General features: G+C 69.5%; 17 protein-coding genes and 2 pseudogenes. 6 read left to right on the top strand and 13 right to left on the bottom strand.

The window, feature by feature from the left end:
- Positions 1–1072 precede the first annotated feature (1072 nt).
- From AB0E77_RS32125 to AB0E77_RS32115, 3 genes are all read right to left on the bottom strand, one after another.
- Positions 1073–3028, bottom strand: coding sequence for an amino acid transporter (locus AB0E77_RS32125; RefSeq protein ID WP_361577886.1), 1956 nt, complete (start codon positions 3026–3028; stop codon positions 1073–1075).
- Positions 3029–3385: 357 nt separating this feature from the next.
- Positions 3386–3931 carry a DUF1707 domain-containing protein gene (locus AB0E77_RS32120; RefSeq protein ID WP_361577883.1) on the bottom strand — a complete coding sequence of 182 codons (546 nt, stop codon included), beginning with the start codon at positions 3929–3931 and terminating at the stop codon, positions 3386–3388.
- 70 nt (positions 3932–4001) lie between these two features.
- A complete protein-coding gene (locus AB0E77_RS32115) occupies positions 4002–4763 on the bottom strand; it encodes a transposase family protein (RefSeq protein WP_361577892.1) in 762 nt (253 codons plus the stop codon).
- A gap of 68 nt (positions 4764–4831) precedes the next feature.
- Here AB0E77_RS32115 and AB0E77_RS32110 point away from each other — a divergent pair.
- Positions 4832–5081: pseudogene (locus AB0E77_RS32110) on the top strand (transposase); the annotation flags it as partial.
- A 123-nt stretch (positions 5082–5204) separates the two neighbouring features.
- Here the strand turns inward: AB0E77_RS32110 and AB0E77_RS32105 are convergent.
- The 4 genes and pseudogenes from AB0E77_RS32105 to AB0E77_RS32090 form a co-directional block, all read right to left on the bottom strand.
- Positions 5205–5465, bottom strand: a complete 261-nt coding sequence (locus tag AB0E77_RS32105) for a hypothetical protein (RefSeq protein WP_361577880.1) — start codon at positions 5463–5465, stop codon at positions 5205–5207.
- An 842-nt stretch (positions 5466–6307) separates the two neighbouring features.
- A complete protein-coding gene (locus AB0E77_RS32100) occupies positions 6308–6919 on the bottom strand; it encodes a hypothetical protein (protein WP_361577877.1) in 612 nt (203 codons plus the stop codon).
- Positions 6920–6969: 50 nt separating this feature from the next.
- The gene (locus tag AB0E77_RS32095; protein WP_361577874.1) at positions 6970–7269 is read right to left on the bottom strand and encodes a hypothetical protein; all 300 of its coding nucleotides are present in this window, start codon (positions 7267–7269) and stop codon (positions 6970–6972) included.
- Between the two features lie 178 nt (positions 7270–7447).
- Positions 7448–7705: pseudogene (locus AB0E77_RS32090) on the bottom strand (transposase); the annotation flags it as partial.
- A 1208-nt stretch (positions 7706–8913) separates the two neighbouring features.
- Between AB0E77_RS32090 and AB0E77_RS32085 the strand changes: the two are divergent.
- Positions 8914–9378, top strand: a complete 465-nt coding sequence (locus tag AB0E77_RS32085; RefSeq protein WP_361577871.1) for a DUF2199 domain-containing protein — start codon at positions 8914–8916, stop codon at positions 9376–9378.
- 913 nt (positions 9379–10291) lie between these two features.
- Here AB0E77_RS32085 and AB0E77_RS32080 read toward each other — a convergent pair.
- Together AB0E77_RS32080 and AB0E77_RS32075 are read right to left on the bottom strand one after the other, a co-directional pair.
- Positions 10292–10591 (bottom strand): hypothetical protein, encoded by a 300-nt coding sequence (locus AB0E77_RS32080; protein ID WP_361577868.1) that lies wholly within the window; start codon positions 10589–10591, stop codon positions 10292–10294.
- 55 nt (positions 10592–10646) lie between these two features.
- The gene (locus tag AB0E77_RS32075; RefSeq protein ID WP_361577865.1) at positions 10647–11060 is read right to left on the bottom strand and encodes an Imm10 family immunity protein; all 414 of its coding nucleotides are present in this window, start codon (positions 11058–11060) and stop codon (positions 10647–10649) included.
- Positions 11061–11626: 566 nt separating this feature from the next.
- Between AB0E77_RS32075 and AB0E77_RS32070 the strand changes: the two genes are divergently transcribed.
- The gene (locus AB0E77_RS32070) at positions 11627–12133 is read left to right on the top strand and encodes a hypothetical protein (protein ID WP_361577862.1); all 507 of its coding nucleotides are present in this window, start codon (positions 11627–11629) and stop codon (positions 12131–12133) included.
- 134 nt (positions 12134–12267) lie between these two features.
- Here the strand turns inward: AB0E77_RS32070 and AB0E77_RS32065 are convergent, their stop codons facing one another.
- Positions 12268–12825, bottom strand: coding sequence for a hypothetical protein (locus AB0E77_RS32065; protein WP_361577859.1), 558 nt, complete (start codon positions 12823–12825; stop codon positions 12268–12270).
- A gap of 633 nt (positions 12826–13458) precedes the next feature.
- On the opposite strand from AB0E77_RS32065, the gene AB0E77_RS32060 reads away from it, so the two are divergent.
- Positions 13459–14337: an AAA family ATPase gene (locus AB0E77_RS32060; RefSeq protein WP_361577856.1), complete on the top strand. Its 879-nt coding sequence runs from the start codon at positions 13459–13461 to the stop codon at positions 14335–14337.
- Here AB0E77_RS32060 and AB0E77_RS32055 read toward each other — a convergent pair.
- Positions 14268–15050 (bottom strand): hypothetical protein, encoded by a 783-nt coding sequence (locus tag AB0E77_RS32055; protein WP_361577853.1) that lies wholly within the window; start codon positions 15048–15050, stop codon positions 14268–14270. The two genes, AB0E77_RS32060 and AB0E77_RS32055, sit on opposite strands and share 70 nt — an antisense overlap.
- Before the next feature lie 766 nt (positions 15051–15816).
- On the opposite strand from AB0E77_RS32055, the gene AB0E77_RS32050 reads away from it, so the two are divergent.
- Positions 15817–16695 (top strand): hypothetical protein, encoded by an 879-nt coding sequence (locus AB0E77_RS32050; RefSeq protein WP_361577850.1) that lies wholly within the window; start codon positions 15817–15819, stop codon positions 16693–16695.
- A 67-nt stretch (positions 16696–16762) separates the two neighbouring features.
- Positions 16763–17341, top strand: a complete 579-nt coding sequence (locus AB0E77_RS32045) for an SMI1/KNR4 family protein (RefSeq protein WP_361577847.1) — start codon at positions 16763–16765, stop codon at positions 17339–17341.
- Between the two features lie 37 nt (positions 17342–17378).
- Here AB0E77_RS32045 and AB0E77_RS32040 read toward each other — a convergent pair whose 3' ends face one another.
- The gene (locus tag AB0E77_RS32040) at positions 17379–17975 is read right to left on the bottom strand and encodes a hypothetical protein (RefSeq protein ID WP_361577844.1); all 597 of its coding nucleotides are present in this window, start codon (positions 17973–17975) and stop codon (positions 17379–17381) included.
- Between the two features lie 175 nt (positions 17976–18150).
- Positions 18151–18426: a hypothetical protein gene (locus AB0E77_RS32035; RefSeq protein ID WP_361577841.1), complete on the bottom strand. Its 276-nt coding sequence runs from the start codon at positions 18424–18426 to the stop codon at positions 18151–18153.
- Positions 18427–18569 lie beyond the last annotated feature (143 nt).

Here is an 18569-nt window from a genome sequence, read left to right as displayed (position 1 = left end):
CACGGCCGTGACTGACGGTTTCCCATACCCAGACATACGGCCGGAGAGGCCGACAGCCTCATGATCAGCAGCTTTTGTTAGAGCCAGTAAGTCCCCTGCCGCGCATCACCCGGGCGGCGAAGTCATCGGGAACTCGCGCAGCGCGGCGACGGCCGAGTCGGTCGGCCGACCACTGCGCGACCGTGGCTTGCTCGATGGTCTCACGCCCGAGCAGCAGAGCGACCAGCGCTTTCCGCACCGCCCTCCGTCCAACTTCAATGGCAAACTCTCCAGATTCCATGCCACCCCGCGCAGACCGCGGCCTCCCGGCAGAGGATGAAAGCGGTGCGGGGTCACGGCTTCCCCCGGGTAGACGCCGCGCCTGTGAGCCGGTGAGGTGCAGCTCGCGCGCCGGTTCCATGCCTGCAGCACGGTCGGCCTGCCGGCTCCGGCCGTCGCTCGCGCGGTGAAGCCGGGAGCCGGTCCACCGTCCGGGTCAGGGGGGCGCGGGTGTAGGCGATGTCGGTGTCCGGGCAGCGTGCGGCGAGGGTGTTCAGCGCGTCCAGTTCGGTGTCGTCGACGGCGAGGTGCCAGGACAGTTTGATGGGCACTCAGTAGGTCAGGTACCTGCATTGCACGGACTCGTCGGGCAGCCACTCGGCGACGTCCCGATGACCGTCGCGGTGTGTCATTCAGCGGCAGCGGCACGCCCTTGGGATCGGGGCAGGTGTGATGTCAGGCGTCGGCCCGACGACGACTTCGCCGTCAGCACGCCGCCGAATCGCCGGCCGGGCCGGGGACGTCGTAGGGCGGACCTTTCCCTCAATCGCGGCGCCACGGGTTGGCACAGGCACCCCAGCCCGTGTTACCGGAAGGGGAGTCAGGGGGTGCGGTCGGCGCTGCTGCGCTGTGGCTATGGCGACTCGGCCCGAATGCCGCTGGCGCCGTCCATCCGCCGCTGCCTGACGCGGCCCGGCGTACGGACGGCGACCCTGTTCGCGCCCGACTCCGTGCCCGCCTTGGCCGCTGGCGGCATCCTGATCGCGAGCGCGTGCGGCGGGGCCGCGTGCTGTGCAGTCCGGCAGTGACGTCCTCAGCCGACGTGGACCCGGGGGCGTCGGGAGCGGTCGGGCTCGGCCTCGCGGAGGACCTCGCGGGTCACCGGGGCTACTTCTCCCTGGCCGAAGAGGAAGAAGCGGAGGAAGTTGGTGAAGGGGTTGCCCTCGGTCCACTCGAAGTAGATGTGGGGGATCTGGCCGGTGAGGTCACGGGCGTGGAGGAGGAAGGCGGCCAGGGCGTTGGAGACCGAAGAGCTCTCCAGGGTCAGGACGCGGTAGTGGTCGTGCATCACCACGCCGCGGACGGTCAGGCCGGCCTCGAACTCGGAGGGGTCGGTGACGGTGACCTCGACGAAGATGAAGTCCTCGTGGGAGGAGATCTCGTTGTCGGCGTGGATCTGTTCGGTCTTGTCGCGGTACTCGGTGGCGTCCCGGTTGTCGGGCTCGTTGGCGATGAACCGGATCTTGCGGTGGGCGATGTCCCTGACGAAGCGTTCCGCCGTCTCGTCCAGCTCGACGCTGGTCACGCGAAGCTCGAAGGCGCGGGCGAGGCGGGAGAGGAAGGAGACGAGGACGATGGCCGCGATGAAGCAGGCACCGATCTTGACGCCGTCGGGGCGTTCGATGACGTTGAGGACGGTGGTGTAGAGGAAGACCGCGGAGATGACGGCGAAGGCGATGGTCCAGCCTCGCTGCCCGGCCTTGTGGGCGGCGATGGTCACGGCGATGGCGGCCGAGCTGATCAGTACCAGGACGCCGGTGGCGTAGGCGCCGCCCTGGGCGTCCACGTCGGCGTCGAAGATCCAGGTGACGAGGAACCCGACGAGTGTGAACACGATGACCATGGGGCGCACCGCCCGGGCCCAATGGGGCGCCATGCCGTAGCGGGGCAGGTAGCGCGGCATCAGGTTGAGCAGCCCGGCCATCGCCGAGGCGCCGGCGAACCAGAGGATGGCGATGGTCGAGACGTCGTAGACGGTGCCGAAGCCGTTCCCCAGGTACTCGTGCGCCAGGTATGCCAGAGCCCGCCCGTTGGCCGCGCCGCCGGATTCGAATTCCTTCTCCGAGATCAGCACGGTGGTGATGAAGCTGGTGGTGATCAGGAAGGCACTCATGATCAGGGCGGCCGTGGTGAGCAGCTTCTTCGTGTCCCGGATGCGGCCGGTGGGCTTCTCCTCCGTGTCGGACGCATCGCCCCGCACATGAGGCATCACGGCCACGCCGGTCTCGAAGCCCGACAGGCCCAGCGCAAGCTTCGGGAAGACGATCAGCGCCAAGCCGATCATGACGAAGACGTTGCCGTGCTCGGCGGTCAGGGCGCTGGTCCAGTCGGTGACGAGGTGCCCCTCGGTGGCGAGATGCCAGATGCCCGAGACGACGACCACCACGTTGAGCGTGAGGTAGGTCCCTACCAGGACCACGGCGACCCCGATCGCCTCCAGGAAGCCCTTGAGGAAGACCGCGCCGAGCAGCGCGATCAGAATCAGGGTGATGATCAGCTGCTTGTCATGCAGAGCGTCGGTCAGATGAGGGTTTTCCACGAGGTGGGTGGAGGCGTCCGCCGCCGACAGGGTGATCGTGATGAGGAAGTCCGTCGCCGCGAAGCCCAGCAGGGCGAGGACGAACAGCTTGCCCTTCCAGAACGTCAGCAGCCGTTCCAGCATCGCGATCGAGCCCTGCCCGTGCGGGCTCTCCTCGGCCACTCGCCGGTAGACGGGCAGGGCACCCGCCAGGGTGACGATCACCAGCACGATGGTGGCGACCGGGGAGAGCAGGCCCGCGGCGAGGGCCGCGATGCCCGGCTGGTAGCCGAGCGTGGAGAAGTAGTCGACGCCGGTCAGGCACATCACCCGGTACCAGGGCTGGCCTTTGTGCGGTGGTTCGGGCTGGGCGTGCGGCCCCTGGAGACCGCCGTCCTTGCCCATGTCGGACAGGCCCTCCAGCATCCATGCCCGCAGGCGACGGGGCGGCGGGTGCTCGGTGCTGGCCATCGGTGCGTTCTCTCCTGATTTCGCGGGCAGCTGATATGAGGCTGGGGCTGAGGCCCGGCCATCACACGGATGGCCTGATCAGCGTAAACAGGGAGTGACCCATGGGCCTGCGGATGAGTCGGCCGGCGGCGTCAGGTTTCCGTTAAAACCCGAGTGCCGGGTGTGCGGGGCTACAGCAAGAGCTGATCAGTACGGTGCTTCCGACGGGTTACGCCGTCCGGACGAGATGTAGCGCGAAGGGTGACCGTGGCTGCCCCGGCGGCACGGGGGGTGTGCGGGGCGCGGACGGTGCGGCGGACAAGCTCTCGCTGGTTCGGCCATCCGGCGCCGTCACCGGCGCTCGCACCGGACGGATCGTCAACGTCGTGCATGGCGGATCTTCAACCGTCCGTACCCCATGGTCCCGGAGATCCGGATCGTCGGCCCACCGGACACGGAGCGCCGTGGTGGCTTGTAGAGCGTGTCCTTCCACCCGGTGTGCAGATCCTCGAAGTCGACGATCGCGTCACGAGGGGCCGTGATCTTTGCTTTCCCGGTGCCGAGTTGCAGCTCAATGTCGATGACCGGATGCTCGATGACCGCGCGGGACAGGTCGAGATGCACCCTTGCATAAGCGGACTCGACCTTGAGGGTGCGAGGCACCCGCCACGCGCCTTGTCGCTTGATCCGTCCGCCGGCAGCGGCGATCGTGAACGCGGTTCCCGCATCCTCCTCCTCCGGGAACGAGGCCAGGGGTGACACGAGGTCGGCGCGCGTGCGGGCGGTGAGTATCTGGTGTAGGCGTTCGTCCAGATCTTCGTGTGGGATGTGGCCTTCGGCGTACGCCTGCTGGAGGCGCTGCACGGCAGTGTCGCGATCGGCCTCGTTGAGCATCGGCGACGGATCTTCCGGCAGAGAGGTCACCGTCTCACTCTAAAGGGTGTTGCAGAAGGCCCTGATCAGGCAGGCTGCAGTGGTGTTCGGGCCTGTGCGGTCATGCGGCGAGGGCGAGGTTGTGCATGCGGGCGACGGCGTGGTGGAGGCCGTCGCCGCGCTGCCGGCAGTCGCGGAGGATCTTGTAGTTCTTCATGCGGGAGAAGGTGTGCTCGACGCGTGCGCGGACCTTGCGATGCTGCGCGTTGTCCTCCTCCTCGCCCTTCAACAACGGGCGTCCGGGGCGTTTGCGGTGCGGGACGATCAGGCCGGTGTCGATGTAGGCGCCGTCACCGAGAACCGTCACGCCCTCGCAGTGCTCGGCCAAACCGGAGCTCAGCCAGGCCTTCGCGTCCGCCGTGTTGCCGGGCACCGGACGGGCCGCAGCCACCACCAGGAGGGTCTCCGCGTCCACGATGACCTGCACGTTCGCCGAGAACCGGTAATTACGGGAGGACGCACCGACCTTGCGGTCGCGGACCGGGACGAGGGTGCCGTCCACGATCCACAGCCGGTCGGTGGCATCAACGCCGGCCCGTGCCGGCTCGAGCGCGAGCAGCGGGCCGAGCCGCTGGATCACCCGGCACACGGTCGCCGGTGAAACGCCGAACAGCGGGGCGAGCTGCCGCATGGTGAGGTTCGTGCGGTAGTACACCGCCGTCAGCAGGACCCGGTCGGCCAGCGGCAGTCGCCACGGACGCCCCCAGCTGCAACCCTCGCCACCACGCTCCCGGACCGCTTTCAGTAACCGACCGAACTGGTCGACCCGCAACCCCGTGAACGTCTCCACCCAGACCCGCTCGGCCCTCAACAGCCCAGCCAGAAAACGAAAATGCCCAGTTCACGGTCTTCTGCAACAACACCCTTTCGGCTGGACGGCCCCGAAGCGACAGCGCCGATCTGTGGGCTTGGCTCGTTATCGCCTCCCACACCCAGCTCCGCCTCTCCCGGCCCCTCGCGGAGGACCTTGCGTCGTCCCTGGGAGCGACCCTCCGAGCCCCGCCGTCTCACTCCCGCACGGGTGCGGCGGGGGTTTCGCAACGTCCGCGTGACGGCAGCACGTCCGGCGGCAGCACCGAAACCCTCAGAACCGGGCCCGGGACGGCCTCCCGGCTCGAAGAACAGACACCGAGCCAGGCGCCTACGCGGGTGTCTGCGCGATAGCGGGTCCGTTCGTCGATCTCGGTGAGCTGGGGCATGCCAGGCCGACGGAGAACGGGGAGCCCCACTTGGCGGAGCTCCCCGTGCGAATCCGGGCGTCAAGTCACACGTAGTGCCAACTGCCCTCGCATTCCACGATCGCGCCGCTCGATGATGCGTGGCAGGCACGAGAGGCCATGCCGCGTACCATGTAGTTGCTATAGACGTACTCCTTCCATGCGAAGTTTCCGTCCGTCGTGCAGTCCACCAAGCCTGTGTTGCGGGTGTGCCAGTGCCCCGCCCAGCCACCGTCGTAGATCTCGTAGCGGATTTGCAGGGTGGCGCAGTATCCGTCGGTGACCTGATCCTCGACGCCGAAGGTCATAGCGGCGAAGCCCCCGTCGGTCCACAGATTCGCCCACTGGTGGACCCCACCCACAGTGCTGTAGGACTGGCCTACCCATCCGTAGGAGCTGTTCGGACTGTTGCGGGAGTTGTACCAGTCGTCGGTTGTATGCGCAGTCGCTGCTCCAGGAAGCGTGAGTACGAGCCCCACTGCCGCTAGCAGGGCGATGACTATGCGTCTCATGAGTCTCCCTCCCAGGAGGTAAAACACTCATCATCGTGGTGCTGGAAGGGCTCTGGCGTGATGGGAACACGCCAATTCGAGCCGTCGACAAGGGCGTCGCCACCCGGCTCGGGCATACCCGGCGAGTTTCTCCAGGCAGCGCGGCGACAAACGGCACCGGCCCGCCCCGGCTCGTACGTCGGGGCGGGCGCTGGGCACTCCGGCCAGGGGAGACCTGAGGATCGGGCCGGGGCGGTGATTGAGCGGCCCCCGCTCCACTCGGAGGAGGGTGGTGCAGGTGCCGCGGTAGCTGCTCAGTGGTCCGGGGCGTGGCAATTGCGAGGACCGGTGAGCAGCCGTCTGTGGGCCCGGCGCCGGGAAGAGTGGCTGCCGTGGGAGAGCAGTCGGGTCGGCTCCCGCCGGCGCCGGGGGGGGGGTGTGCGCTGCCGGGGCGACGGGACGTGTCAGCAACCGTGGCCCCGGCAGAAGTCAGGTGATGGCGCCCGGGGAGCATCGCGGTAGACGAGCAGGTCGCCCACTTCCATGGCATCGGGCAGGGGATGTTCCTGCGAGCGCACTCGGTAGCCGGCATCCCACAGAGCCAGAGCCACCTCGTGGAGGTCGCGGTAGACGGCGTCAGCACCGTCCTGAGCCGGCCACTAGCGCACGTGTCCGCAGAAGACCGCTTCCGGCGGCCACAGAGCACTCGCGAGGCCCCGCACCGTCACACGCGCACCCCCGCGACCTGCTGTCATCTGCCCGAGCAGCGAGCGCAGTTGGTCCAGCGGGTCTGTCTCGGGCCACCTGTAAGTCCGCGGGCTCGGTATGTGCGCCCACGCGTCGTCAGGGCGGCGAGGCGGAGTCCTGCCCGGATCCATGCGGTAGACGAGCAGGGTGGCGTACAGGTCCGTCGACGGGTCGATGGGCCGACCCGCGCGCTCCACGACGTAGTCCAGCGACCCCAGCCCGCTCGTCACGGTCTCCAGCCGGACAGCCCAGTCGGGTCCCACTCTGCGGTCCGGATGCCACTCGACCAGGACGCAGAGCTCTGCTCCCGGCGGCCACGCGCACTCGGGCGCGTACAGCGCGCGGCTCCAGCCGTCACCCGGGGCGATGCCCCGGTCGTGGAGGTCGAAGCCGTCCTTGCGGCCCACCACGATGCGGTTCTCGCCGACCCTGAGCCGGTCCAGGTCGTAATTGACCGCCAAGGGCCCCGTGCGACTCGGATCGGTCCGGTCGTAGACGGGGCGCTGCGTCCAGGAGCTGCGCACGCTGTCCTCTCCAAGTTCAGGGGGTTCGGGGGCTCGGGCTGCCGGCGGCTTCACACATCCACGGGCCCAGGCGCGAGGACGGCGCGGACGGTCTTGCCAACGCCTTCGTGCGGCAAGAACCGGGTGACCTGTGCGCCGAGATAGGCGACCTGCCACAGGCCCCGTCCCTTCTCCCCGCTCACCGCGGCATCGAAGTGCGGGAACTGAGGGTTCAGGTCGGCGACGTCGATGATCAGTGAGCCGGTCTCATCGGTGGCGATGCCGAGAGTGAGCCGCTGTTCGGCAGGAGGGACACTGTGGGGGATTCCGTGCTTCACCCCGTTGTCCACGAGCCGGGTGACGGCTTCCACGGCCCGGCGGACGTCGCCGTGCCAACACAGGAGGGTGACGATGCGTCGAATCCACACACGCGCCAGGTGGAGCGCCCGGGGATCACCGGGGAGCTGCGTCGTGAAACTGCGTGCAGCGGGCGCACCGGTCGGTGGTGCGGCCTTCGGCCTGGCGGACTTTGCCGCGTAGCAGGCCGGTGAGCTGGTCGAGGATGCCGTCGGCTTCCCAGCGGGGGAAGTAGCCGTAGACGGTTTGGTGGGGCGGGAAGTCGTGGGGCAGGTAGCGCCAGGGGATCCCGGTGCGGTCGACGTAGAGGATGGCGTTCATCAGGGCTCGCAGGTCGTGGGTGGGTTTGCGGATGCCGTTGCGGGCCCGGCGCCAGGCTTCGAGGGTGGGGCGGATGAGTTCCCAGCGGGCGTCGGCCAGGTCGCTGAGGTAGGGCCGAGAGGACTGCATGGTGTCTGCGTACATGGCGGCTGCCGGCCTGAGCAGGGCGTGTGCGGGGGCGCCGGGTGCATTGGTGTGTGTTCCCTACTCGGTGCGAACCGGTGGGTTTCTGAATGAGACAGGAGCTCTTACCAGGAAACCGGCGCATTACCTTTCTACTGATTGCCGCAGAAGTGATGTTTCAGGCGAATCGCTTCGTTGAGCGCTCGTGTCGGCTCTCGGAATTCAGCATGTACCGTCCGATACCAGAACGAACGGCTCACTGAGAAGTCGTTTCTCCTGGCGAGCGGACGCCGGGCAACATGGTCGTCGGCACGGGCCAATCACGAGAGGGGCAGTGCCGCAGGTGGCTGGAGGCGGGCAGACGGCTCTGACGAAGCTGTGGCAGCAGCGATGGCCCCACTGCCCTCCGGTGGGCTACAAGCTCCGAGACCCGTATCAACATGTCTGGGTGCGTTTCCACAGCCTGCCGGAGTCGAAGCGACACCCAGAGCGAGAGCGAGTACGCCGTCGTCCTGGAGCGTTACAACACCGTCCTCGACGAGTTGTTCGCCGACACAGACGTCTACGTCATCACTCCCCACTGGGCGACTGAACCCGAGACCCCGCAGCTTCAACCCGTTGGCTACTGGCAGACCCTGTTCGTGGAGGACGATCCGATCCAGAGCCGGAGTTCCGCACCTACTGGCACCTCTTCGCTGCCCGCCGGCCCTGGCGACGTGGCTGCATCGACGAGGTGCTCCGTGACATAGCCGACGACAAGGTGGCCGGAGTCCTCATCACCGACACTCAGATGCGACGATCCACCACCCCTACGACGGCGGCGCCGACGTCTTCCTCACCACACCACACGAAAGAGACCGCACTCGCGATCGGCATACCGACTGGCTCTCCAGCCATCCGTCAGGTCTCTGACAGCCCCAAACCGCCACGCCCGCCCCCACGCCGTCCCAGGGGCACGGCTCCAGGCCCAACACCGGCCCCTGTCCCGTGCCAGGACGCCGCGTTCCGGTCCGGCGCCGCCAGCGCTCTGTAGCCCTTCGTGTCTGCCCGGCCCGTACCTGCCGGGCTGGCGCTGCTCTACGTCCCCGCCTACCGCCTCGGGTGAGCAGGCTCCCGCTAGGGTGCGTGGGGGCCTGTCGCTGGGCTCCAGCGCCATGACCAGTGATCTCGGGTGCACCTGTTCGTGCTGCGGGGCCCACCATCGTGAGCTGCCGATGAACTACACAGCCGACGCCCCGGCGGTGTGGGATCCATCGTTCACCGGTGCAGACGACTGTCTGCTCTGCTCAGACCAGTGCGTGATCCGAGCAGAGCACTACTTCGTCAAGGGCCTGATCGAGATACCGGTCATCGGCAGCGACGAGGTGTTCTCCTGGGGCGTATGGGTCTCGCTCAGCCGCGACAACTTCTCCCGGGCCGCCGACCTGTGGGACACACCCGGCCGCGAGTCCGAGAAGCCGTACTTCGGCTGGCTCACCACTGACCTGCCGCTCTACTCGCCCACCACTCTCAACCTGAAGACACACGTCCACACCCGCCCGGTCGGTGAGCGCCCCTACGTCGAACTCGAGCCCACCGACCACCCCCTCGCCGTCGAACAGCGCACTGGCATCACCCTGGACCGCGTGCGGGAGATCGCCGCCGCCGTGCGCCACTTCGACGACAGCGAGCAACGGTGACGGCCAGCTGGTTCACGAGCAACAGCGCCTGCGAGGCCGGGAAGCCAGCGAGTCGACTCAAGCAGTGCTCGACGGGGCCGGGTCGGTGACAGATCCTCCCGGAGCTCCGGGCGAAGGGGAAGCATCGCCGGAGTCCAGGCATATCAGCGAGACGACCACGAATGCCTCAGCGCCCTCGGGCGGCTGGACAGGCAGGGCGGCGAGGGCCGTCCAATTGCCCTTCGTGAGCGACAGCACCTGGGCCCCCGCGTCGGGGCCCGGCTGCCAGCCGTGCTCGGAACGAGCCCGCGCGAAGGCCGACTTCAGCGAGGCCTTCACCGTCTCGGGCGCATGTTGCCGTCCCGAGAGCCGTTCATGGCACCTGCCCAGGGAGTTCGACGGTTCTCCCTCCACCTCCACCTCGATGCCCTCCGCCGCCAGTACCGACCTGATCTCCGACACCGCCGTCTCCGCAGACAGAGCCGGGCCAGAAAAGCGCGGGGGAAGCGGACCCAGATCAGCAGGGACACAGGCCGCCGCGGTCATCAGTGTCGCTATGACGAGGCACGCCAGGGTCGAGCGTCTCAGTCGCTGTCTACCGATGATGGTGCGTCCTCTCTCAGTCCTCGACAGGCTGACCATTCTGCCGCCCTGCTGAGCCTGACGGACCACCAGCCCCCGAGCGATGCCCCCGGCTACGACCGCACCAACCCCCCAGCGTTCCGCAGCCCTTCGACCGACCGCCATCCTGCCCCGGCCCATGCCAGCGCCCCAGCGCGCCCGCCACACCACCGCACTCCTCGCTGCAGCCCGTCACGAGTCACCTGCGGGATGGAGGCCCCCGCCCGCACCGCGGCCGCTGTGTCTGCCCGCGCCGCACCTGCCGGACCCGTGCCGCGCCCTGGCCGGGCTTCTACGGCAACTGCCGGGTTGCTCATGACACCGAGGGTTCCGCCTCAGATGCGCTGAAAGTGAGCCAGCCCTCCGTCGTCTCCCGCCGCGATGACATTGACGGCACCGTGCTTCCCCCCTCGAAGCGCAGCATGAACAGCGGATCGGCCGCCATCAGGAACTCGAAGCCCTCCCGGTCCTCCGCGCTCAGAGAAGGTTCGAGAACCGCGTCGCAGGACCAGCCGTCGCCCGTGACACGCACCGTGACCCGCACACCCAGCTCGGCCAACGTCGACGGGTTGGCCCACCACTCCAGCGTCGCAAGGCCCTCGTAGCTGTCCACCACCCAAGTATCCCGAGCAGACACGGCGGGGGACGGCGTGAGCGACGACCGTAGTTCAGACCCCGACCACGATCGGGAGTGCGTCCGGCCGGCCGTAGGCGAGGATGCGTGTGAGGGCCTCCCGCATCCGAGCTACGTCCGCGGCCGGTGCCTGCAGCACTGCCTCGACTACCGGGTCGTCCAGGAACAGTGCTTCCAGACAATCCGGGTCGAACGTGATCCGCAGGATGTCTCCTTCGAGCTCGACCGTGCGCACGCATCCGTACGCGGTGCATTGGTCGGGGGTGACCACGCAGTACGAGTCGGTACCGTTGCGGATGTTCTGCGCATCGGGCTCGTCGAAGAAGGCCTGGAACTCAAGCGCGAAGCCTCCCCCGTCAGACTCGGCAACCCCGGCACCCAGGGAATAGACGTCGGGCCCCGGCTCGTGCCACCCGTAGGCGATATTCGCAGTGAATCTGTAGGTCACACGTGTGTTCTACCAGGGCCTTCATCGGCCTGTGGCCGCGAGGTCGGCAAAGCGGCATTGGGCTCGAGCTGCACTGGACGGGTCAACGGCAAGCACGCGCTACGGCACCTGTAGGCCTCGGTGCTGCCGGACGCCGGGGAGAGCATCAAGGCTCAGCCAGCTCGGTCGGCACGAACGACAGGTAGAGCACATCGAAGCCGCGTCTCGGTCCAGCCCCTTGCCGACCGCCACGCTCTCTCAGAGCTCCACCAGTTGCCGGGCTCGCCCCGCGCCCGGACAGCGTGCTGCCACCCCCGAGCCGCAGCCCGGCGGCCGGACACTCACGCTGAGAGGACCGACCCATCCCCGCCACCCGGTACTGAACGCGCCAGCCCCTCCGCCCGCCGGCTGCAGACGGAGCCCAGCGACAGCCACGGCCCCGCCCGCCGGACACGACGTTCCCGTGGGCGGGGCCGGGGGCCGTGTTCTGCCCGCCCCGTCCCCCTCCCGCTCCGCCGCTGACCTCGCACACCTGCTGCCCCGCGCCCGGGGGTGCCACGCCAGGCGGCTTTTGAAAGGATGACGCAATGCTCGATTTCGGTATCCCCGGCTACCGCCCGGTGTGGCTGAACAACCGCACGGACATCGTGCGGGAACACGCGCACCGCTTGCGGGCTCTTACCGGCCGGACGCTGACGAGGGCCTGGATGCTCTGGGACCGCCAAGACGACCAGTGGTTCCGTGACTGCCCCGTCCTGTTCGACTTCGACGGCGAGCAAGCCGAGATCAACCACCACAAGTTCGACGAGGTGTCCCTCACCTGGAACACGATCGATCCCCAGCTCCCTGCCCGATGGCCCGGCTTCGACCTGCACTGGCGCGCCGAACCCCTCACCGAACTTGCAGCTCTGCAGGGCCTGCCCCTCCAAGGAGCCGAACTCCTCGAGTGGACAGGCGACGACCCGGCACAGGGAACCGTCGACATCAGCTTCGTGTTCCACACCAGCCGGGTGACCGTCTTCAACGCCTTCGACGAAAACGGCCTGAGCTTCGTCCCACCCGACCAACGCCAGCGCCCCCACACGCTCAACTGAACCCCCAGGGGGCTGGGACTGCGCCGTTGCCGCGCCCCGGCTGCGGCCCTCAGCTCCAGTCCAGTCCCCCTGACCCAGACTTCGCTGCGGCGTGCTGATCCTGCTCTGAAGTGGGATGGTCGGCTTGCGGCGTGTCAGGCGGTGCGCGGTGTCCAGGTGCCTGGTGCCGGATTGTCGGCCGCCGCCTTGGGGATCTTCGTGCAAGGGGTGTAGCCCGACAGGAACAAAGAAGTAGTAACGCCATTCCACGACAGGTCGAACGCGTCGCCCGTCGCCGGATCCTTGACACGGAAACCGAGCATCACGAAGTCCTTACCCCGGCGGTTGCCGTCATGGACGAGGGCCCAGCCCTGTGCGATGAACTTCCGGCGCAGGCGAGCTTCCACGCTCTGGGCGACATCAACCGGGATGCCCTCGACCGTCCAGCTCAGGTCGAAGACCACGACGTCCGGCACCGTCTTGTCGATGTTGAACCCGCCCGCATAGCAGCTGGGGCTGGGGATCACCTGGACGGGCTTCACCGCCTTGTGAGGCGGCAGGGCCATCGCCTCGTACGCCCACTGCGCGCGGTCCGTCAGGCGTCTGGAGAGCATCACGGGATCGGCAGAGGGATACTCCTCTTCCAGCACGGAGCAGCCCGTGGTCATCAGGGCGGCGAGCAGCAGGGCCAGGAGCACGGCGGTCTTCCTCATGGAAGGGACCGTACGAACGAGGCGACGCCGGCGGCATGAGCACGGGTACTCAAACCCGCACGAAGGATCCGCCTAGACCGCTGAGACCACAGCCCACGCCCTACCCCGGCCCGCGCCGCGTGCCTGCGCCGCCCCTGCACCTGCGCCGCGCGCTGCCGCCCGCCATCCGCCGCCCGCCGCGCCGCCGTCGTGTCACCGCGCCGTTCGGCCCCGCTGTCTGCTGTCGGGGGCCGGTCCCGTGTGTCTTGCGGGGCTAACCGTAGGTGACCGCAGTGTTCTTCCCGTCAACCCGCCGCCCCTTCTGTTGGGAGTTCGACTGTGACGACTGCCGTGTCCCGTCCCGGGCCGTGACCGCTCGCATCACCACCCAGCCCGACACCCCCGACACGACCGCCGCCTTCGGCACCGCGACCGCCGCCCCCCCAACACCCCCGCCGTCCCCGCCGGGGTCGACGTTGCTGCGGCGGCTGAGCAGGTCCTGGCAGCGGTCGCCGAGCGGCGTACGACGTTCCGCCGCCGCCACGTCCTGGCCGAGGCACGCCGCTACCTGATGCGCACCCTGACCGGAGCCACCGCAGCCCCCCCCGGGCGGCCGAGGAGATCACCGACCAAGTCCTCACCCACACCGGCTGCGTGGACATCACCCCGCCCGCCATCAACCCGATCCATCCCGACCTGCAGCGCGCGGACGGCACGTCCGTCTACCGGCCGATCGGCTCCCACACCTACACCACGCACTGGCTGCTCGCCGCCGAGAACCGGCTGCTGGCCGCCGCCCGCCGCAGCGTCATCCCACCGGTGGGCCGGGCCACGTTCGCCCGCGTCGCCGGCCTGCACCAGGGCCCGATGGACACCGGGCAACGCGCGCTCGCCTCCTCCTTCGCACTTTCCGAGAAGCTGCTGCTGGCCGGGCTGGGCCCGGCCGGTGCCGGGAAGACCACGGCGATGCGCCTGGTGGCCAGCGCCGTCGACGCGGCCGGGGGACGGCTGATCCCGCTCGCACCGTCCGCCCGCGCGGCCGAGGTGTTGGGAACAGATCTGCAGCGCCGCGCTCACACGATGCCCTCCTGGCTCCACCAGCGCGCCCGCGCCAGCACCGGCAGCGAGCCGGCCAGCCCCGGCTTCCAGCTCGGTCCCGGCGATGTCGTCCTCGTCGACGAGGCGGGCATGGCCGGCACCCTCCTGCTGGACGAGATCCTCGCGGATGCGGCGGCCGCGGGTGCGGTGGTGCGTCTGCTCGGCGACCCGCACCAGCTCGCCGCCGTCGAAGCCGGCGGAGCCCTCCGCCTCATCGCCCGGGCGGGCGGAACCGTCGAACTCGACCAGCTGCACCGCTTCCGCGTCGACGGAGAGGCGGAAGCGTCTCTCGTCCTGCGCGACGGAGAGGACCGCCGGTCGGCGTTCGCCTGGTACCGGGACAAGGGCCGGATCGTCGCCGGAACCTACGACGCGATGTGCGACGCGGTGTTCACCGCCTGGTCCAAAGACCAGGACAGGGCCTCACCTCGCTGATGACGGCCGCCGACACCGCGACCGTGACCGTACTGAACCAGCGCGCGCAGGCATGGCACCTCGAGGCCGGCACCCTCGACCCCACCAGCGTCGTGGCGCTGCGCGCCGGGCAGCAGGCGCATGTCGGCGACACGATCGTCACGCGCCTCAACCGGCGCCGCATGACCGTGCGCGGCGGCAGGGACTTCGTGAAGAACGGCGACACCTGGACCCTCACCAGGATCTGGCCGGGCGGCGACGTCATCGCCCGCCACACCCAGCACCGCGGCCGCATCCGCCTGCCCGCCGCCTACCTCGCCACGGACTGCGAGCTCGGCTACGCCTCCACCATCCACCGCGCCCAGGGCATGACCGTCGACACCTCGCACGCGCTGTCCTCCGCCCGCTCGAACCGCGAGGGCGTCTACGTGCAGCTGACCCGCGGGGCGCGCACCAACCGTCTCTACGTCGCCATCGACGACGGCGACCATCTCGACACCGTCCTCGCCGCGGTCGCCGCCCGGCGCCGCGCCCAGCTCTCCGCGACCGAATCGATCGCCGCCCTGCAGCGCGAGGCGGCGGCGCCGGGGCAGCTGTCGGCCGAGTTCGCCGACGTCACCGAACGCGCCACCACCGCCCGCCTGACCGGCCTCCTCGAGGCCACGCTCGGCGCGGACCGGGCCGCGTGGTTCCTGGCCGCCGACGCCTACCCGGCCCTCGTCCGCGCCCTGCACAACGCCGAGAAGGCAGGCTTCGACCTACGGCGCCTTCTCTCAGCCACCGTGCCCCGCCGCGGGTTCGCCGACGCCGATAACCCCGCCGCGGTGCTCACCTGGCGGCTGCGCCAGCGTCTGACGGACGCCGCCGAAGCCCAGCAGGACGACCGCCCCCGCCCCCTGGCGCACCTAACGCTTGCCCAGCTGCACACCCTGAACCGGCTCGCCGCCTCCCACCGCGCCGTAGCCCGCGAAGCGCTCACAGCGGCCGACGCCGCCCTCACCCATCAGCCCGCCCCTGTCACCACCCGCGCCGGCCACACCCATCCAGCCTGGGACCAGCGGCCGATGGGCGACCTCTCCCGCGACGCGCTCGCCTCCCAACTCGCTTCTGTCCGCGCCCAGGTCCGCCGCGCGCAGGCCGCCCGGGCACCGCTGTCGGATACCGCGCGGCGCGTCATCGCCGACCTCACCCACGAGTCCCAGCTCCGCCGCACCCTCACCTGGCGCGAACGCGCACGCGAGGACTACCAGCGCGAGCGCGCCACGAGCACCGCGCTTCCCGGCGCCACATCGGCCGCTACGATCCGCCGTACCGTCCAGACGCGGCGCGCGGCCGCAGCCCGCCGGCAGCAGATGTACCCGGGCGGCACTGGCCCGCGCCGACGCCGTCACCGACAAAATCGCCGCCGAACTCCGCCTACGCGAGCGCCTGCCCGACCATCCCCCTTACCGGCCCACCCACCGGGGCGACATACCCGACTGGGTCGCCGACCGGCACGCCATGGCCCACCCCGGAACCCCGGACCACTGGGTCGCGCACCTCGCCGAACGCCACCGCATCCTGGCCCGCTCACTCGCCGACCGCGGCCATGTCCTCGCCGCCGCCCCGCCCGCCTGGGCCCGCCCGCTCGGCCTGCCACCACCCGCCAGCAGCCCCCGACGCCGCCACGCCTGGGCCACCGCCGCCGCACTGGTGGAACTGTGGCGCACCCGCCACGCCATCACCACCCCCACCGGAATCGGACCGCGCCCCGCCGATCCGCCGCAGGACGCAGCCGCCTGGGACGACCTCGACGCCCGCATCCGCGCCCTGACCCGACGCCGCCGCCCCCTGCAGCACCCCGTGCCGTCCGACGCTCCCGCCACGGTGCTGATCGACGCGGCCCTCACCCACCTCGACACCCCGCCACCTTCCGGTCCCTTGCCCGACCACCCGTCTCTCCGCGACCCGTTCGGCATCGCACCCCTCTCTTACGGAGCGCTCGACGCACGCCTCGCACGGCGCGCCCTGGCCGCCGTCCTCGCCGGCGAAGAACTGCCCGAAGCGTGGATGGAAGAGATCACCGCCCCCGGTGAGGACGACGAGGACGAGCAGCGCACCTACACCCGGCTCCTCACCGCCATCGGCGACTACCGGCGCCGCCACCACCGCGCCGGCCCCGACATCCTCGGACCGCGCCCCGCAGGCCTCGACGCGGAGGAATGGGACCACCTCACCGACGCCATCGACCTCTACACCCACGCCCGCGTCGCCCGACGCCTCGAACAGATACGGGCCCGCACCGACGCCGAACGCGCCGCGCTGCTGCCGTCCACCTCGCCGCTGCGCCGGCAGCCGCCGTCCCAGGTGTCCCGGTCCGGGCGGCCTCCGGTCCGCTGATCAGCCTTGGGACTCGCGTGCACGATGCCGGTGAAGGGACGCATCCCTGCCCTGGCAGTCTGTCCCCGTGGACGATCTCATCGGCACCCAGAACCCCCAGGCGCGACTGACCGATCCGGCTTCAGCCGTCGCGGCCCTGGAACGTGCCGCACCGGGGCTGACACGATTGCGGCGCACGGCTCCCGCCGGCATCGACTGGGCGCAGGCGGAGGAGAGTCTGGGCACGGCGCTGCCCTCCGACTACAAGCTGCTCGCCGAGACCTATCCGTCGCTTCTCTTCGATGACTTCCTGTGTGTCGGCTTCCCACCCCCCGGACGGGAAAAGGCATGGGCCGAAGACTCCGATGATCTCGAGGTCCTCGCCGAGTGGTGTGAGGACGCCGAGACGGCCGCCCCGCTGTATCCGTTTCCCGCTCCCGGAGGGCTGCTGCCCTGGGCCACGTCGTTTCAGGGCGACTACTTCCTGTGGACCACCAGCGCGGCCAGCCCCGACGAGTGGTCTGTCACGGTGGCCTCCCGAAACGGCGGCTGGTGGCACTACACGGCAGGTGCCGTCCAGTTCGTGGCGGACCTGATCAGCGGATTGCTCAAGCCGTGGGGACTGCCGCCGGTAGGGCCCACCGTCCAAGCCGTTGCAGCGAACTGAGACGGACTACCGCCGCCCAGGCGGCGACGAACCACGGTCAGGCTGGCTCGAAGCCGGGCTGGACGGGGCCGATCTCTCCGGAGGCGGCCAACTCTTCGAGGTCCTCCGGTTCCAGGTACTCCAGAGCATCGGGGTCGATGCCGTGGTACCGGTCCACGTCGAGCAGCTGCCGCACGAACGCGAGGACGAACGCCGAGAAGGGCCCGTCGAAGGTCACACAGCCCTCCTCATGAGCCATCGTGACGACCTTCCACCGGTCTGGGTCCGGGTCGCAGGGCCAGAAGAAGTACTCGTCCCCGCTCTGGTCGTACCCCCACGAGATCAGCCCGCCGGGCTCGGGGTGGAAGGGATGGGGGACGTGCTCGGCGTCCCCATTGGCCAGGGCACTGGCGCGACGTCGGGTGAACGTCTCGTGCGTCGCGCGCATACGCTCCAGCAGCGGGCTCGACCCCCGCGGATGGAAGACGGCAAGCTTGCCGCAGATCAGCCCGCTGCCGTACGCACCGACGAACGCCTTGAAGTCGCCGGGCAGGGCCGCACCGACGTACTCCTCGACCTCATCCCAGCCACCTGGGTCCGCACGCTTGGCGACGGGCTCGCCCAGCAGGGCCCGCAACTCATCCAACGAGGACATACACCTCTCCCAGACCGGTCAGCGAGGAACTGCGCGGCAACCTAGCCGCAGGCATAACGACGCCGCGCGGCGCGGTTGTCGTCACAACGGGCACTGCCCGCGGCAACCGGCTCACCGCGCGGACTCCGCGTTCGGTCGAGCCGGCTGCGTCCTTCTCCGCAGTCCGGCACCGTGCTCAGGACGCATCGTCAACAAGTCCGAAGCCTTCCGGGAACTGTTCCAGGAAGGCGCGGCGAGCCGGGTTGTTCTCGGCGGCCGCCATCTCCCCGACCAGCTCCACCAGCTCCTGCCGCTGAGCATCGGACAGCGAGGTGACCCGGTGGGCGACGCCCTCCAGCACCCTGACCGCGTCGTCCGGGTCCATCTGCTCGTCCTCGCTGCCCTCGATGAACCACAGGACATCCACCAGCGCCTCGCCCAAGGCGCGAGTCAGGGACGGGTAAGACGTCACGTTGGCCTCTCAGCAGGTCTACGGCAAGATCTGTCATCCCACCACACACCACGGACATCACTCCCAGGACCCTCCACACGTCCGTGGACAGCGCAGAGCCGACCCGCGATACCAGCCGCCTGCCTGGACACCAAGAACAGGGA

The sequence above is a fragment of the Streptomyces sp. NPDC032940 genome (genome assembly GCF_040636935.1).
In the GTDB taxonomy this organism is placed as follows: Bacteria; Actinomycetota; Actinomycetes; order Streptomycetales; family Streptomycetaceae; genus Streptomyces.
Note: the sequence above shows the minus strand (reverse complement) of the source record. Positions and strands in the feature narration are given on the sequence as shown.